Raw genomic sequence first — 18,045 nt, 5'->3', positions numbered from 1 at the left:
TTACAATTATGTTTCAAAGATTATGATAATTGTTGACGTAGGTAGGCATCCATAAATTTATCTAAATCCCCATCCATAACAGATTGAACGTCACCGACTTCATAGTTTGTCCGGTGATCTTTAACCATAGAGTAAGGATGAAACACGTAAGAACGAATTTGTGAACTCCAACCAATCTCTTTTGTTTCACCACGAATTTCTGATGCTAGCTCCGCCTTCTTATCCATTTCTAATTGATACAATTTCGCTTTTAACGTCGCCATCGCTTGTTCTCTATTTTGTAACTGAGAACGTTGAGCTTGACTGGCAACGACAATCCCGGTTGGTAAATGGGTAATCCGTACGGCAGATTCCGTTTTATTGACGTGCTGACCACCAGCACCACTCGCGCGATAGGTATCGACCTTCAAATCATCCGGTTTAATTTCTACCTCTACATCGTCCGTCAACTCTGGCATAACATTGATTGAACAAAAGGACGTGTGACGACGATTAGCTGTATCAAAAGGAGAAAGTCTGACGAGACGATGTACACCCGTCTCTGATTTTAAATAACCATACGCATTGTGTCCTTTAATTTGCAACGTCACACTTTTTATGCCGGCTTCTTCTCCATCGTGATAATCTAAATACGTCACATCAAATCCTTTACTCGCACACCAACGCGTATACATTCTAAGTAACATCGAACCCCAGTCTTGAGATTCCGTCCCACCTGCTCCTGGATGTATTTCCATAATGGCATTGTTAGCATCATAAGGTTCACTTAATAATTGTTCCAATTCGTACTGATTCATTTCCTCTTGATAAGTGGCTAAAGATTCTGCCAACTCTTTTTCAAGTTCCTCGTCAGGCTCTTCCACTACCATTTCATAAAGAACCATTAGCTCTTCCAAGTCTGTCGCAATCTTTTGAAATGATTGAAAACGAGCTTTAACATCGTTTAATTCTGATATAACCGTTTGTGCTTTTTGATTGTCATCCCAAAAATCCGCTTCGGTCATTTGATATTCTAAATTTGCAATGCGCTCTTCCATCTCTTCTAAGTCAAAGAGACCCCCTAAAGTCACTCACTTGTTGTTGATTTCTTTCTAATTGTTGTCTGATTTCACTTAATTCCATTTTTTCACTCCTAAAAATAAGCAAGGACTGGATTACTCCAGCCCTCGCTCGATTTGTTTTAGACTGGCTTACCATGACAGTTTTTATATTTCTTACCACTGCCACATGGACATAAGTCATTACGACCAACTTTTTCAACTCGAATAGGTTGTTGTTTTTCTGACCCTTTTACACCGTCAGCTGATTGCTCAGTCGGGTGAACGGCATCGCCTTGTGCGACTTGTTCACGTTGCACGTTTTGACGAATCTGAGCCTTCATGAATAGACGTGTTACGTCATAGTCAATCATAGCAACCATCGCATTAAACATTTCATATCCTTCTTGTTGATATTCAACAAGTGGGTTATTTTGTCCGTATGCTCGTAAACCAATGGATTCACGTAATTGATCCATCGCATCAATATGATCAGTCCATTTTGTATCTACCACACGTAAGATTACAACTTTTTGAAATTCTAAGAGTTGTTCTGGTCCATTTAAATGTGTGATTTTCTCTTGATACAATTCTTTTGTTTTATCCATTAATAAGGATTCGATTTCTTCACGTGTCTTACCTGTTAACTCTTCAACAGATAACGCATTTTCAGGTAATAAACAAGCATGAGCAAAATCGACTATACCTTCTAAATTCCAATCTTTTGTTTCTTCTAATTGTGTATGGTCTGCAACATTACGATGAATTGTGCGTTCCATCATACTCATTAACACTGGAGTTAAATCTTCTTCGGCACTAATGATTTGGTAACGTTGACCGTATATCACTTCACGTTGTTCACGCATAACGTCATCGTACTGTAAGATGTTTTTACGTGTATCATAGTTATTCCCTTCGACACGACGCTGTGCCCCTTCGACTTGTTTCGATAACATCTTACTTTGAATGACTGCATCTTCTTCTTCAACTTTCATCTTCTCTAACAACGCTTTAACACGATCAGAACCAAAACGACGCATTAAATCATCTTCTAATGATAAGTAGAATTGCGTGACACCTGGGTCTCCTTGACGACCTGAACGTCCACGTAACTGGTTGTCAATACGACGAGACTCATGACGCTCTGTACCAATTACAGCAAGTCCACCTAATTCAACAACACCAAAGCCTAGTTTAATATCGGTACCACGACCAGCCATGTTAGTCGCAATCGTAACCGCTCCCTTTTGACCAGCGTTCAAAATGATTTCTGCCTCTTTAAAGTGATTTTTAGCGTTCAACACTTCATGTGGGATTTTTTCTTTATTTAATAGTTGTGACAAGTATTCCGATGTTTCAACAGCTACTGTCCCGACTAACACTGGTTGACCTTTACGGTGACGTTCTTTAATATCCGCCACTACTGCTTTAAACTTGCTTTCCATTGTTGGATACAATAAATCAGGACGGTCATCACGTTGGATTGGACGGTTGGTAGGAATCTGAATAACTTCCATGTTGTAGATTTCACGAAACTCTTCTTCTTCTGTTTTCGCTGTCCCGGTCATCCCCGCTAACTTTTTATACATTCTAAAGTAGTTCTGGAATGTGATATTAGCCATTGTTTTTGTTTCATCTTCAATTTCTACGCCCTCTTTAGCTTCAATCGCTTGATGTAAGCCGTCAGAATAACGTCGACCATCCATAATACGACCAGTAAATTGGTCAACAATCATGACTTTTCCTTCTTGAACAACATAGTCAATGTCGCGCAGCATGATATAGTTGGCACGCAATGCATTGTCTAAATGGTGGGTTAAAGCTGTGTTATCCACATCATACAAGTTTTCTAAACCAAATGTTTCTTCAGCTTTTGAAATACCTTGCTCGGTAAGGGCAATTGTTTTTGATTGGACATCAATTTTATAGTCCTCTTCTTCAGTTAGACGTTTAATAAATGAATCAGCGCGGTTATACAACGCTGTCGATTTTTCAGCCTGACCTGAAATAATCAACGGTGTTCTCGCTTCATCAATTAAAATCGAGTCAACTTCATCGACTACCGCAAAGTTTAACGGACGTTGCACCATTTGTTCTTTATAAACAACCATGTTATCACGGAGATAGTCGAATCCTAGTTCATTATTCGTGCTGTATGTGATATCACAAGCATAAGCTGCTCGTTTTTCATCTGTTGAACGTGAGTTTAAATTTAATCCTACGCTTAAGCCTAAGAAGTTATACAGCTCTCCCATCTCGCTAGCATCACGAGTTGCCAAATATTCGTTTACTGTGACAACGTGAACTCCTTCGCCACTAATCGCATTTAAATAAACGGGCATCGTCGCTGTCAATGTTTTACCTTCACCCGTTTTCATTTCTGAGATATTTCCGTCGTGTAAAACAACGCCCCCCATCATTTGGACGCGATATGGGTATAATCCTAAAACTCGACGTGCTGCTTCTCTAACCGTCGCAAATGCTTCTGGTAAAAGCTCGTCTAGTGTTTCCCCTTTTTGATATCTTTCTTTAAATTCGTTAGTTTTATCTTTTAGTTGGTCATCAGTTAATTGTTCCATTGCGGTTGCGTATGATTCAATTTGATCCGCTATTTTTTCCAAACGTTTTAATTCATGCTTGTCGCTTTCGATGATTTTCTTTAGAAAATTCATGTTCACAGTCTTTCCTTTCTATTTAACTTAGCTAAAATAATTATTTTATCTAATTGGTATAATACATTCTCTGGCAGAATGCTCTATCTGTTTTATTCTAGCATTTTTAAACTTAAAATGGAATAGTTTTATATTTATCATAGCTGTATCATAACAAAAGAGAAGCAAAATGAATGAGCCCATCCATTTTGCTTCTCTTTTATGTATCATGCAGAATCTTAATCTGTTTCAATTAAACCATATTTACCATCTTTACGTGCGTACACAATGCTAATGCCATTTGTTTCCGCATCTTCAAAGATAAAGAAATTATGTCCTAACATGTTCATCTGTAAAACAGCTTCTTCACTGTCCATTGGTTTTAAAGAAAGTCGTTTAGTACGAACAATTTCCAATTCATTTTCTTTTTCAGCTGGTTCTTCTTTAGGTTCTAAGAATAGATTAGCAACCTCTTCTTTTGAAACCTCACGCTGTTTACGATTAATTCTTGTTTTAAATTTTCTAATTTGTCGTTCTAGTTTATCTACGACAAGGTCAATACTTGCATATAAATCATGAGATGTTTCTTCTGCTCTCAATACTAAATAGGGTAATGGAATAGTCACTTCCACCTTAGCATTTTTATCTGAGTATACTTTTAAGTTGACGTGAGCTGTTGCATCTCCTGCACGCTCGTCATCGAAAAATCGTTCTAACTTTGAAACTCTTTTTTCAACGTAATTTCGAATCGCCTCTGTAACCTCAATGTTCTCTCCACGGATATTAAATCTTAGCATAGCATATTACCCCTTTCGTCTACCAATTGAAGAAACGGTAAAACCACTTAGTGTTTCTTCTTACTTCTATTATATCAAAAATAGAAAAAAATACAATTTTTCACGTCTAATTATCGAAATTTATAATAAGACTATCTAAAAATAGTAAACCCTTCCAACTTTGTAACACCAACTTGTGAAAAAACATCCAAAGCATGGTACATCGTACTACCTGTTGTATAAATATCATCGACTATCATCAATTTATTTGTTTTTATACATAGCTCTTTGTTCAACTGAAAGGGCTGTACCATTTCAATGCGCTCCGTCCGTTTTCGTTGAGACTGACGAAGTGTGTCTTGACTTTTTGTCAAAGCGACGTGATAAGGTATCAAGGCTGACTCTAACATGGCGGTCACTTGATTAAATCCTCTTTCTTCTAAACGTTCAGTCGAGACGGGAATGGGCACAAATATATAATCGGAATGTTTCGTATAAAATGCGTGTAACATTTTAGAAAAAGTCGTTCGAAAACGATAGTCACGTAAAAATTTATAACGATGCAACCACTCCTTAGCGATTTGATTATAATAAAATAACGCGTGGTGTTGGTAAGTTATATTAGGATATTTTTCTGCCCACTGTTGACACTCTCCACATACATCTAATTCATGAGATGCGAGTTTTTTTAAACATTTTTGACAACGCTCCACCGTCACGTCGCTTATCGATTCAAATTGCAAGTAACAGTTTGGACAAATTGTTTCTTTGAATAGTGGCTGAAATGACAACAGTGACGTTAAAGAAAGAGCAGGCTGATAGTCACGCTGACATAATAAACACTTCATTTTTCAACTCCTTCCATTTGATTCATTCTTTTAATCTCACGTCGAGCGTTTTTTATAGCTGTAGTTTGTTGATCGTGAAAAAAATAGACATTCCCAGTTGGATAGTCAGCATGACGTCCCACTCTCCCTGCTATCTGAACTAATGATGCTGTGTTAAAGACCGAATGATTAGCCCCAACCACCAAAACGTCTATATCACGAAAAGTCACACCTCTTTCTAAAATAGTAGTCGTAATCAACCAATCACAACGCGCTTCACGCATTGCCATGGTCTTATCGTACCGTTCTGGATCACGCGAATGTGCTACCATAATACTCACTTGCTTAAAGTATTTAATTAAAAGTTGGTATAACTTTTCAGCTAACAAAACACTTGGCATAAAAATTAACATGCGTCGTTGATTACTCATAGCTTTTTGCAAAATAGCATACAAATTGGCAGGCATTTTCCCATCATTAAGACGCTCTGCCCACTTCCAAGACCAGACTAACTGAGGCTCTGGCAATGGATTACCATGATATCGTTTTGACAAAACTAGACGTTCTATTTTCCCTGTCTTCTCGGCTAGTAATAATTGACGGCTAGGTGTCGCTGTTAAAATAACATATACACCTCCCTTTGCTAAAGCCTGATTAGCCCCATAAGCTAACATCTTATTTCCTTTAAATGGGAAAGCGTCAACTTCGTCTATAATTAATAAATCAAAATGATGATAAAATCGTAACAATTGATGCGTCGTACAAATAACAAATGACGTATAATAATCAGGCTTTTCAGCTTTTCCATATAATAACGTCACTTCTTTTCTAGGAAAAGCTTGCTGAAGTCGTGGATGTAACTCCAAACAGACATCTACTCTTGGACTAGCCAAACCAATTCGCCACCCTTTTTCCAAAGCATAGGCCAATGATTCAAATAACATTTCCGTCTTACCAGCTCCTGTTACAGCATGGATTAACGTGTTCTTTTTTACTTCAACATTGTCACGTAATTTTTTTGATACAATTGCTTGACGAGAAGATAACTGGCCGTTCCATTGTAAGGCATTCTTTAACGGTTTAACCATTTGACTAGGTAAGTAATAAAATTGCTCATGACTTGTCACACAACCGAGCGTTAAACAGGCTGAGCAGTAATAATAAGTAAATAACTCATTCTGTACTTCTACTTCTTTTTTATTAAAACAACTCCCGCAGCGCAAACATTGTATCTTATCTTTTGATAATTCTCTCATACAAGGTAGACGTTGTACTTCTTCCGTGACGTCACATTTTCCCTGAGGTAATTCCGATGCTAGCAATCTTCTACCACGTAATATTTCCATATCATCACCTCTCTATTAATAGATACGCTTTTATTAGGGAGGCGTTTGGCTATTTTGACAAAATAAACTATAATAGAGTGAAAGAAAGGGTGACTAACATGAAGGAGAATTTTTCATTTCAATCCCACAGCGAAAACACACGTATTCAAGGTTATAAATGGGTACCTACTGATAAAAAACCCAAACTTATCGTTCAATTAATTCATGGTATGGCTGAATATGCGGAAAGGTATGAACCGTTCGCTCAATTTCTAACAGAAAATCATATGGCTCTTTATGCACATGATCATCTCGGACACGGCCGTTCTGTCAATAGCATGGACGAATTGGGTTTTTTCCATGAAAGAAAAGCAAAAGAAATTTTAATAGAAGACGCACACCTTGTGACAAAACACGTTAAACACGACTACCCTGAAATTCCCGTCGTTGTACTTGGTCACAGCATGGGATCATTTGTCTTACGCAATTACCTAAAAAAATATTCAACTGAAATTGACGGTGCTATTATAATGGGAACAGCTGGTTACAAAAGTGAGCTAGGGGTGGGGTTGAAATTAGCCCAATTACTCGCGCGTCTATTCCCTAAAAAACGTAATAAACAACTCGATGATTTGGCATTTGGATCATTTAGCGACTATTTTTCCGACCATTACTCATCCTTCGATTGGCTTAGTAAAAATCAAGAAAATGTCAAAAAATATTTACAAGATGACTACACAGGATTTATTTTTACCAACAATGGTTTTCATACCCTGTTTGATTTAATGAATGACGCCACACAAACAGATTGGGCAAAAACGCTTCATCCAGACCTAAGTGTACTTGTTATTAGTGGCGAACAGGATCCTGTCGGTGATTTTGGTAAAGGTCCACGTTCCGTTGCTAAAGAATTATCACATGCTGGTATAAAAGACGTTACCCTACATCTCTATGCGAACTTACGACACGAGATTCTAAACGAAAAAGAAAATCAAATGGTCATGGATGATATTTACGAATGGCTTTACGTCCGTTTTTTACACGATACTCACCATGAACATCATCATCACGCATAAAAACACCTCGCCTATGAGTTAAAAGTCTCATGGACGAGGTGTTTTTATGATTATATCATAGCTGAAACTACTGATATTTTCAGTTTTTTCATGACGTTTAAAAGTTCTGAAGGACGGTCAAAAAATTCTACGAGAGGTACCTCTTCTTCTCGATGTACTAAACATGACATACTATCTTGTTTATTTAAACAGTTTCCTTCCCCTAACACTTCGTGCTGTGTCCCGTCATGTAATAAAACCCGTAATTTTCGTGAGGCTAGCAGTTTTACTTTATGAACGTGTTTTAAATCTAATTCGCGTTTAACAATCCCATTCTCTTTTAAGTAATGAACAGAACGAGTGCTACGGACTTGCCCTTGCATAATCCCTTCTCGGGTCGCTTCTATTTCACCAGTGTGAGCATAAACAATTTGACTTGTTGTTCGCTCTTCTCCGTCTTCTGTTTGTATCATCACAGGAAAAAGCAAATAAGGGTCCATTTCAATCTTCACTTGTTTCACATCTTTTTCATCAATAATAATTTCGTCATTTAAGATAAATTGACCATTTTCATAAACATTATGATTATTCATTTTCACACCTCTTTCAATAATTAGTCATTTTACTCTCTTCACCGTCAACAGACAATCTAATCATTAAAAAACTTCCCTTTTTTAATCATTTTTTTAATATTTTTTAATGTGAACTAAATAACAATGTTGTCTACTATTTCATTATCTCATATCGAGTAAATATTGCAATTGTATTCACGACTTGCCAGCTTCCTGATAAACAAGCTATACTAAAAGAAAGGAGTGAGTCATCATCGATCAAACATACTTAACTGTCAAAGAAAATGGCACACACGAAATTGAAATAAAAAAATCCCGTTTTATTGCAACTGTGGCACGTATTTCTTCCGAAGATGAAGCAAAAGAAATCATACAATCCGTTCGCAAAGAGCATTGGAAAGCGACTCACAACTGTGTCGCTTATACATTAGGCAATCATCAAGAAATCCAACGAAGTCAAGACGACGGCGAACCAAGCGGAACCGCTGGTGTCCCAATGTTAGAAGTGTTAAAACAACGTGAACTAATTAACACACTTGTGGTTGTCACACGCTACTTTGGTGGCACGAAGCTCGGTGCTGGCGGATTGATTCGAGCTTATAGCAGTGCTGTGAGCGAAGCGATTGATGCTATCGGCATGGTGAGAGGTGTTTTACAACAAGCACTTTTTGTTACGGTGGATTATGCAAGCCACGGTAAGCTCGAGCACTTTCTCTCACTACATCCTGAATACTATTTAGCCGACACACAGTTTACAGACACTGTAACGCTTCAATTAATGATTGATGAACCAGATATCGAACAAGCTATTGAGGATTTAAATAATTTATTAAACGGTACGGCTACTTTTAAAAAAGGGGAGACGTCTTACGTCGAACTTCCCTATACCTTACCTAAATAAAAAAACTTCCCAAATAAATTGGGAAGTTTTTTATTGACTGAGCACAAACTCAAAGCGGTCTCCTACGTAAAACGAGCGAACTAACTCAAACGGTTGCTCATTATCAAAATAACTGATTTGTCTTAATTGCAGCATGGCTTCTCCACGTTTTATCGATAGGTGTTCGGCCATTTTTTCATTGGCTAATGTCGCAGAAATCGTTTGTTGCGAGTGGGCAATTGTATAGCCACCTTTTTGTTTTAATGTTTGATATAATGCTTGAGTAATTTCTTCTTTGTCAAACGGTGCGACTAATTTTTGTGGAATACTGGTAATTTCAAAACAAATAGGTACGCCGTCTGCAAAACGAACGCGCTCCATACGTAAAATACGGTCGCCCTTTTCTAATTGTAATTTTTCACTTTCAATAGAGTTTGGCGTCGTCACAAAGTAAGCAATCGCACGGCTCGAAGGTGTCTTACCTTGCGCACGGATGATTTCCGAAAAACTCGTTGTCCCCACTAAAGTCTCACTGACTTTTTTGGGTGCCACATATGTCCCCGAACCAATCTTACGTTCTAAAATCCCTTCATCTGCTAACGTCTGAACTGCTTGACGTAACGTCATACGACTCACATTAAAATGCAATGCCAACTCACGTTCAGCTGGCAATTTATCGCCAACTTCCCATTTACCTTCTTCTATCTCTTGACGTAACTGATTATGAATTTGTAAATATATCGGTAACGTTGATTTTTTCATTTCCTCGCTCCTTTCTATTGGTCTACTAATCAAAATGCTTTAAATAAGCGATTGTCTCTCTTTCATTATAACTGGTATATACCATATTGACAATCTTTTTTTATCGTAGGTCTACCACGTGATTGATTGAAAGTAGCACTAGTTTTACAGCTTTAACTGGTTCTTTCAGTGAATGTTCTAACGCTTTTTGATATAGATACATCTGACCACGATACTTTTTCACTACGCGTTCAATTACTTCAGCTGAAGCATTTTCTGGTAGGTAATCCGTTTTAAAATCATAAAGCACGACACCTGTCTCAGTTTTAAAATAACCGTCGATAATTCCATGAATTAATAATTGACTGTCATCCGTCTGTGGATAGTCAGCAAATATTTCATACGCTGGCATCATCATTGAAAATGGTTGCTCTCGTTTAACCACTTGATGATTAATAAATAATTCTCTTCCAAACTCAGATTCAAAAAATGAAATAATTTGAGATAGTGGCATTTTTTTAGCGACTTGTGCATCAATCGCTCCAGTTAGAACAAGTTCTGACGTCAAGGCTTCAAGCGATGAAAGGGTCGGTTGATTTGCTAATGGAAGGCGCTGTAAAAGTAAATGCATGGCCGTTCCAATTTCCGCCGCACTCACTGTTTGTTCCTGTTCAAAGAAACGAGGACGGGCTAACTCTTTATTCGTATAACGATAGCGGTGAACTGGCTTATCTGCTAAATCTAACGTAAGCAAATCTCTATCGTCAGGGTCTTCAAAAACACGCTTAATTTCTGAAACAGACTGATAACTGGCTGTTTTCGTCGCCGCATCATAATCATAGGTAGCTTCGATCTTATCAAGTATCACTTGCCAATCTGGCTGATTCTCCTCACTCATAGAATCGCTATCACTAATAGTTGCATGAGCAGGCATAGCTTGACGTGTGTCAGAAAGAAGTGTTCTTAGCGCATCATAATCATAGAATGAAACTGTAAATCTTGCGGGATGTTCCATTATCCATGTTACTTTTGCTGGTTCATTATCCTCGTTAAAGCTATCGGCATCCGGATGTCGCATTAGCCCCATCCCAATCCAGTCCATTAAGCTATTCGCCGATAAACGTGCGGTATCAGGTAAGACCAAGCGAGAACTTGTGACTGTCTGCCCCCACTTCTTAAGAGCTTGGTCTTTAGAGTCATACGATCCAACTAAAATCAATTTCTCTTCTGCACGGGTTAATGCAACGTAGAGTTTTCTCATTTCTTCAGCAAGTAATTTCCGTTCACGAACGGCAGAAATCAATTGATAGGGTAAACTTTCATACCGTATTCGCGTGAAAGAGTCCGTCCATTTAATCCCCATACCCCACTTTTCATCAAAAATATAGTGGGTTCGTAAGTCCATTTTGTTAAATCGTTTATTTAAGTCCATGACAAATACGACTGGAAACTCTAGGCCTTTTGAGCCATGAATGGTCATGACTTTCACCGCATCAGTTGGTACTTCGGTTGTAGCTTCTGCTAAATCTTTGTCTTTTTCTTGCATTTTCTCGATAAAACGAACAAATTGGAAAAGCCCTCGATAACTCATTTTTTCATAAGCTTCAGCTCGTTCGTATAAGGCATGCAAGTTCGCTTGTCGTTGTTTAGCTGACGGTAATCCCCCAACGTAATCAAGCAAGTGTGTTTCTTGATAGATTTGCCAGATTAAATCAGATAACATTCCCCGTCGTGCCTGCACACGCCATTCTACCAGCCTTTGATGAAAAGTTTTTAATTTTTCTTGTAGCACATGTTCTTCTTCTGTTAAATCCTCAGCTCTGATATATGCTTGCAATGCGTCATAATAATAACCAAAAGGACGTTTCAAGCGGATTGTACTCAGTTCATTTTCTTTTAGACCCACAATCGGTGACCGTAAAACTGAAACTAACGGAATATCTTGATAAGGATTATCAATAATAGTCAGTAGACTCATCATAATGCGAACTTCTGTCGCTTGGAAATAGTTTTGAGCATCGTTAACATAAATTGGGATACCTTCCTCAGCAAAACGGTCGACTAAAAGTAAATTATTCTTCTTAGTAGGAGATAAAATGACAATATCAGAATATTCGATTGGACGAGAGCTTTTCTTTTGCTTGTCATAAATTAACATGCCTTCTTGCTTCATCTGTTTAATCTTATTTGCTATTAAAAGAATCTCGCCTTCAATCCCACTATCAATAGTAAAGTCGACTTCTTCCCCTTCCTCAACCTCAGTCTTTGTCTCCGATTTGTTTTCAAAAATCAATACTTCTGTTTGACAAGCAGGATTTTCAGGAAAGTCTTTAAAGCCATTTTGAAGCTCTGCTGCACTATCGTACTCTAGTTGTCCGACTTCTCGGTTCATTAACTGCTTGAAAATCAAATTGGTAAAATCAATAACCTCTGCTCGTGAGCGGAAGTTTTCTGCCAGTATGATTCGACGTCCACTTTTTTCGTTGGCAAACGCTTCATACTTTTCGATGAAAAGTGTCGGGTCAGCAAGACGGAAACCATATATCGATTGCTTCACGTCGCCAACCATAAAGAGATTGCCATTTTCAACTTCTTCACTGGTAACCCGTGTCAATATCGCCTCTTGTAAGCGATTGACGTCTTGATACTCATCGACCATGACTTCTTTAAATTGTTGACGATAAAAACGTGATGCTTCTGCCACACCGTTTTCGTCTTCTTTTTGCAATATCGCTAACGTCATATGTTCTAAATCATTAAAGTCCACGAGTTTTTTCTCTGCCTTTTTTTGTCGATAAGAATCGGCAAAAGCATTTGTCAGTGAGGCAACTTTTCTAACATAGACTTGAGCTTCTTTCATGACATAGCTAATTTGTTCTGGTTCATGTGCGAAAATACCTGTTTTTAACTCTTCTAATCTTTCTTTGACAGTATCTCGCAACACTTTAGCTTCCTGATTGACTTCTTTCACTGCCTCTTCTGCTTTTCTTGGACTCGACCAGCGTGCAAAGGTAAACGAGGCGAGTAATTGATAGACAGTATTTATATCGTTTCCTCTCAAACTATTCATCAATGATTCAACCAGTGCATATTCCTGACGAACCAAGTCAAGCGGCTTCGCTAACGTTTCTTCTCCTTCTAAAAGAATCATCGCGTCTTTTAACGCAATCAAACTTTCTTCAAACATTTGACTTAAAAGTGGATAAAATAACTCTCGGTACATCTCACTAGAAGTAAATGGCTGAGTCGTATCATAATGTGTCGCAAGAGAAGCTAGCCACTCATCTGGATTCGGATGCGAGCGAGAAAAATGATATAAAGCAATAATCAGCGTGGTCAAACCATCATCATTTCGGTCACTAGAGAAATTTTCAACCAATTCATAAAACCAATCGGCTTCTTCTTCATACAACGACTCTCTTAAGTCGTTCCAAGCATCTTCTTTTAGTAAAATCGTCTCTGTTTCATCTGTTAAAGGCCGAAAAACAGGATCAATCTCAATTAAATAATAATATTTACGAATTACTCTCAAACAAAATGCGTGCAAAGTACTGATATTAGCCATCGGTAGTAAACTCAACTGTTCGACAAAGTGATGTTTCTGTGCAGCCAACTCTTCATCATTAATAGCCTCTTGAATCGCCACTTCAATCCGCTCTTTCATTTCGCGTGCTGCTGCTTCTGTAAACGTCACAATTAACAACTCATCCACGTTCACACCACTTTTTATTTTTTCAATCACACGTTTCACTAAAACGGTTGTTTTACCTGAGCCTGCTGAGGCTGAAATCAGGAGATTACTGCCACTATCATAGATACTTTGCCACTGTTTATCAGTAAACCGACTGTTAGCCGGACGAATAGGTAATGTCTGCATTATGACGGTCCTCCTTTCTTCACTTGCTGTGCCATTCTCTCCAACGCTTCTTCTTTACTTAAAGAAGCTAAACGATGATAATGATTTTCTTTTAAGAGTGGATCGAACTGACACACGCTCTTAAATGGACAAAAACGACATGCTACACGTTCTTTCCCTTCATATGCAGGGTTTAATCTGACACTTCCTGAATAGATTTGGTTACCCGCATGTTCAAATTTTTTACGTGTAAACTCACGCATGACACTAATCTCATCTTCACTCACAAATTGACTAGAGCGGTAATTTTCATTTTTTAGCTGACGATAATTAAAGACTGGCGAAGAGGTTTGCGGTGCTACTTCTCGGTCAAGTTCTGCTAAAACATCTTCATCATTTAGTATGATTCCTTGATATTTATACTGTTCTAGCATTAAGTCTAATGCTTTATCTTCCGACGTGTCATGTGCCAAAGTCGGGTTTTTCACGTGCATATAAAATGCTCCGGCTGGTTTTACATCTTTCACCCCAACAAGCTGTACCGCATTTAATAACGCCACATCTAAATACGTCATGAGCTGCAACGCTAGTCCATAGTAAATATCTTGAAAGTTTAAATCACGATAACTAGATTTATAATCGATAACCCCAATAAACGTCTGTTGACCATGCTTAATCGCGTCTAAACGGTCAATTTTACCATTTATCTTCAGTTGTTTTCGTTCATCTAAATCAATCACAATGCTGTCTAAACCACGCGACATGACAAGTTCACCAAATAATACTTCTGTTTGAATTGGCGTTAAACCTGAGCGTGTTTGTTGTTGTTTTAAAGCCCAACTTGTTCGTCGAATCGTTTGGGCTAATTGATAGCGGATATACGCCATACGATGAGTCGTGGTAAAGACTAAGTATTTAGAGCGGTCAACCATTTCTTCCATCATCGCATCGACCAACTCATTTAACTGGCTTTCCGTCAATTCTAATAAGGATAACTTATGTTGGATAAGGTAAGTAAACAGTCCATCTAACGCGTCGTGGAAAAATTCTCCCGTCATTGCAGGTGTCAATTCAAATTTTTCACGCTCTCGTAATTTTAAGCCGTGCGTCAAGAAGTACTTGTATTCACACTCATAGTAGCGTTCAATTTTAGAAACAGAGGCATACAGCGTATCACCATATAAATCATCCACTATCTCAGGGACCAGGGTTTCCGGAATATTTTGTGCGGATAGGCTTGAAAATACTAGTTCAGCTGTTCCGCTCGTAACTTCGTTTGTTTCCAAAAGATACGCTTTTAGTTTTTGCCATAACGGATGTAACGTCCTCTTTTCATCTACAGCTCGTCTTTCTAGGCGAATTAAATCGGAAATCAAGACGCGTGACGTTGAAATATTCTCTAACGACACTTTTTCTGGTGATAAATCAGCCTGATAACTGATAATCGGCGTTTTCAATCCTGTTGCTAATCGCCGCATATACGGTGACGTGCCTAACTCACGATCTGAATTCAAAAATCTCGGACTCGTCATATATAACCAATCTGTTGCTGAAAGAAAAGAAAGATACGCAATAAAAGGTTCCTCATTAATTGCTTTATATGTGTCGTGCATTAAATATTGATCTTCATCTAAAAATGAGGCCATTTGTTGACGGTCATCGTCCGTCAACAATGTCGTATTTTCAACTTTGCGCGGTAAGTTCTGTTCATTCGCCCCTATAATAAAGGTTATTTTATTTTTAGTCGCATGAACTAAATCAAGAGAAGAGATCATGACTTGGTCGAGTGTCGTAGGAACTTTACTGTATTCAAATCCTTCCAAACCACTTAATAAAATTTCTTCAAACAATTCAAACGTAACAGGACGTTCCCCGAATACTACAACAAACTCATCTAGGACATCAACAAAAGCCTGCCATGTTTGCTCGTGATTTTTAGCGGCATCTTGATTTCCTAATGCGATTTCTTCATCACGCCAATAAACAAGCTGTCGTTCGACACCACAGGAGACTAACAGTTCAAACCAAAGTCTCGCTATTTCTTTACCCGTCTGAGCTTTTTTCATTGCTTCAATGTATGGCATGACATGTCTACGCACATCTTGGCGAATTTCATTCGACCATTGTTCTACTCGTTGATCTTCTGTCATCTCCGTTTGTTCTTCATCAAAGTACGTCACATATTGCCAATTTTCTTCCCTTGTCCAATAAAAGCCTTCATAACCATAAGCCAACATGACATTTTCAGTTAAATCGACTTTTTGACGGTAATCACGAATAGCTTCTTCATAGTCTGAGATAGCTGTTTCTTCATCAATCGTCGCAATGAATAATTCTGTTCTTAAAAATCGCATGATATCCTCATAGCGGTAATATCGCTTCCCCATTCCAAATAACGCATGAAATAGTTCAATCAGCGGATGATGTTCCATACTCAAGGTGTCATTAAAACTAAAAGGAATCTCGTGGTCATCAAAATAAGGCGTCAGCATCGGACGGTAGCTACTTAAATCTCGTGTTAATATCTCAATATCGCGATAACGATAGCCTTTCTGATGCACGAGATGATTAATCTCTTTTGCCACAAACGATAATTCATCTTGAGCCGTTGCCATTTCATATAGTTTTAAAGGCTGGCTGTCACGCTTTAAAGAGAAGGTCTGTTTTAAATTTTGAGTGGCTTGCCAGTATTCATCCACCTCTTCAAAGCGACTAACAACTTGCTCTTTCCCTAATAATTGATCATGCAATATTGGCACTTTTAAAGCACGCGCTACTTGATACAATTCAAAGTAAAGTGTGCCACTATGATAAAATAAATCATTCTTAGTCGGAGGAGCCTCCACGTAGGCACGCGGTAAAACTAAGTGAAAAGTCACTTGTGCCCCACATTCAATTAAAGCAAGGACTAACTCTTTTTCTTGTGCGGTTAGACGTGAAAAACCTGTCATGATAAATTGAACGTGCGATAAATCTAATGTTTTAACGTGTTCCGTTAGTAAGGATAAAATCAGCGGTTGAAAGAGCTGTTCTTGATTTAAAAATTCAAGATATTCTGTATATACTAATTGAATGTCTTTTAGTTTTTGCTGCGTATCAGACAGTGTATGAGTTGCCATTTGTTCAATCATTTTTTCTAAATCATCAGTACCTATTTTTCCTTTAATCAACTCATCTAAAATCTGAGCGAGTTGTTCGATAAACCCCGTCTGATTGACTTCTCCTTGGAAGACTGTCAGTTGGTCTTTTTGGTCAATTAAAATTTTGCGAATCACCATATGCGTACCGGCTTCCGTTAAAGAAGTCGCTTGATAATAATCTGTATGTTGTAAAAAATACCAGGCTAAACGACTCATACTAAAGACTTGCAGACGAATTGAAGCAGTCGTCGCTTGTTTTTCCATCTCTGACAGCTGCTTTAAAACTGCCACCTCTGTTTCAAACTTAATGTGGTTAGGAACTAAATAAAAAACTTGATGTTCCTCTGCCTGTTGCAACCAATTTTGTGCTTGCTTTAATAGGAAAGGCGCACTATCACAAGAAGCCGGACCATAAACAAATTGTAAACTCATCACACTTCAACTCCTTTTAATGTGAAAAAACTGGAACATCGAGATGTTCCAGCTCTCTTATTTTATCATACCAAACTTACTTAGCGGCCAAAAACTAAACTTCAACTCGCCTGAAATATCTTTCGTATCGATTAAGCCAATGTAGCGACCGTCTTTAGAAACTGGACGATTGTCCCCTAATACTAAAACTTTACCTTCTGGAATGACGGCTTCATTTATTCCATTTAAATCCGTTAATTCAAAAGAGGTTACCCAACGATCATCTTTCGTCGGGGTGATTGGTTTGTCTAACAAGTAAGTATCCAACGTGGTAAAGACTTCTCCTTCAGCAAGCGACTGCTTATACTCATCCAAGTATGGTTCAGCTACTTCTTTTCCATTAATCAAAAGCTTATCATTATCATAGGCAACCGTATCTCCTGGCATGCCGATAATTCGCTTAACATAGTTATCTCCAGGCTTATCTGGTGCCGGGAATGTGACAATATCAAACCGCTCGATTTTTGATAGTTTCACGGCCATAATTCGTTCCCTATCTTGTAAAGTTGGATCCATCGAATGTCCTGATACTGCCACAGGAAACATGATATATTTTTTCACGATTAGCATGATAGCTAATAATCCCAAAAACCATATAATTTCTTTTACCCATTCCTTCGCGCTCATAGTCACTCTCCTATCCGGTGATAAATGCCTCACCGTTTACTCATCTTCTATTTTATCATTAAATGGGTCATAAAAAAAGCAAGCTTA

At 38.1% G+C, this 18,045-nt stretch carries 12 protein-coding genes; 2 read left to right on the top strand and 10 right to left on the bottom strand.

Translation table 11 applies throughout. The features are described from left to right. Positions 1-20: 20 nt before the first annotated feature. The 5 genes from prfB to M2919_RS00265 form a co-directional block, all read right to left on the bottom strand. Positions 21-1,122, bottom strand: a protein-coding gene (gene prfB, locus M2919_RS00285; RefSeq protein WP_152514057.1) for a peptide chain release factor 2 whose coding sequence is annotated in 2 segments (ribosomal slippage) — positions 21-1,049 and positions 1,051-1,122 — 1,101 coding nt in all. Because the reading frame shifts where the segments join, the coding sequence is not laid out codon by codon here. A gap of 58 nt (positions 1,123-1,180) precedes the next feature. Beyond that, the gene (gene secA, locus M2919_RS00280; RefSeq protein WP_248848830.1) at positions 1,181-3,709 is read right to left on the bottom strand and encodes a preprotein translocase subunit SecA; all 2,529 of its coding nucleotides are present in this window, start codon (positions 3,707-3,709) and stop codon (positions 1,181-1,183) included. Between the two features lie 218 nt (positions 3,710-3,927). Then, positions 3,928-4,485, bottom strand: coding sequence for a ribosome hibernation-promoting factor, HPF/YfiA family (gene hpf, locus M2919_RS00275; protein ID WP_126763298.1), 558 nt, complete (start codon positions 4,483-4,485; stop codon positions 3,928-3,930). 131 nt (positions 4,486-4,616) lie between these two features. Further along, positions 4,617-5,312 (bottom strand): ComF family protein, encoded by a 696-nt coding sequence (locus M2919_RS00270; protein WP_248848828.1) that lies wholly within the window; start codon positions 5,310-5,312, stop codon positions 4,617-4,619. After that, positions 5,309-6,637 carry an ATP-dependent helicase ComFA gene (locus M2919_RS00265; protein WP_248848826.1) on the bottom strand — a complete coding sequence of 443 codons (1,329 nt, stop codon included), beginning with the start codon at positions 6,635-6,637 and terminating at the stop codon, positions 5,309-5,311. The genes M2919_RS00270 and M2919_RS00265 overlap by 4 nt, the downstream gene beginning before the upstream one ends. 98 nt (positions 6,638-6,735) lie before the next feature. Here M2919_RS00265 and M2919_RS00260 point away from each other — a divergent pair, with 98 nt between their 5' ends. Continuing rightward, positions 6,736-7,692 (top strand): alpha/beta fold hydrolase, encoded by a 957-nt coding sequence (locus tag M2919_RS00260; protein ID WP_248848825.1) that lies wholly within the window; start codon positions 6,736-6,738, stop codon positions 7,690-7,692. A 50-nt stretch (positions 7,693-7,742) separates the two neighbouring features. Here M2919_RS00260 and M2919_RS00255 read toward each other — a convergent pair whose 3' ends face one another. Then, a complete protein-coding gene (locus M2919_RS00255; RefSeq protein WP_222318434.1) occupies positions 7,743-8,264 on the bottom strand; it encodes a hypothetical protein in 522 nt (173 codons plus the stop codon). A gap of 232 nt (positions 8,265-8,496) precedes the next feature. Here M2919_RS00255 and M2919_RS00250 point away from each other — a divergent pair, with 232 nt between their 5' ends. Further along, positions 8,497-9,144, top strand: a complete 648-nt coding sequence (locus M2919_RS00250) for a YigZ family protein (RefSeq protein WP_248849515.1) — start codon at positions 8,497-8,499, stop codon at positions 9,142-9,144. Between the two features lie 30 nt (positions 9,145-9,174). Here M2919_RS00250 and M2919_RS00245 read toward each other — a convergent pair whose 3' ends face one another. The 4 genes from M2919_RS00245 to lepB form a co-directional block, all read right to left on the bottom strand. Further along, entirely contained in the window at positions 9,175-9,885 is a 711-nt protein-coding gene (locus tag M2919_RS00245) for a GntR family transcriptional regulator (protein WP_126763317.1), read from the bottom strand. A 100-nt stretch (positions 9,886-9,985) separates the two neighbouring features. Continuing rightward, positions 9,986-13,741 carry a helicase-exonuclease AddAB subunit AddA gene (gene addA, locus M2919_RS00240; RefSeq protein WP_248848824.1) on the bottom strand — a complete coding sequence of 1,252 codons (3,756 nt, stop codon included), beginning with the start codon at positions 13,739-13,741 and terminating at the stop codon, positions 9,986-9,988. Continuing rightward, positions 13,741-17,292, bottom strand: coding sequence for a PD-(D/E)XK nuclease family protein (locus tag M2919_RS00235; protein WP_248848822.1), 3,552 nt, complete (start codon positions 17,290-17,292; stop codon positions 13,741-13,743). Before M2919_RS00235 ends, addA begins: the two co-directional genes overlap by 1 nt. A gap of 57 nt (positions 17,293-17,349) precedes the next feature. Continuing rightward, entirely contained in the window at positions 17,350-17,958 is a 609-nt protein-coding gene (gene lepB, locus M2919_RS00230; protein ID WP_248848821.1) for a signal peptidase I, read from the bottom strand. Positions 17,959-18,045: the final 87 nt, after the last annotated feature.

Origin of the sequence: Vagococcus lutrae, assembly GCF_023299185.1 — a bacterium.
GTDB classification, from domain to species: Bacteria; Bacillota; Bacilli; order Lactobacillales; family Vagococcaceae; genus Vagococcus_A; species Vagococcus_A lutrae.
Note: the sequence above shows the minus strand (reverse complement) of the source record. Positions and strands in the feature narration are given on the sequence as shown.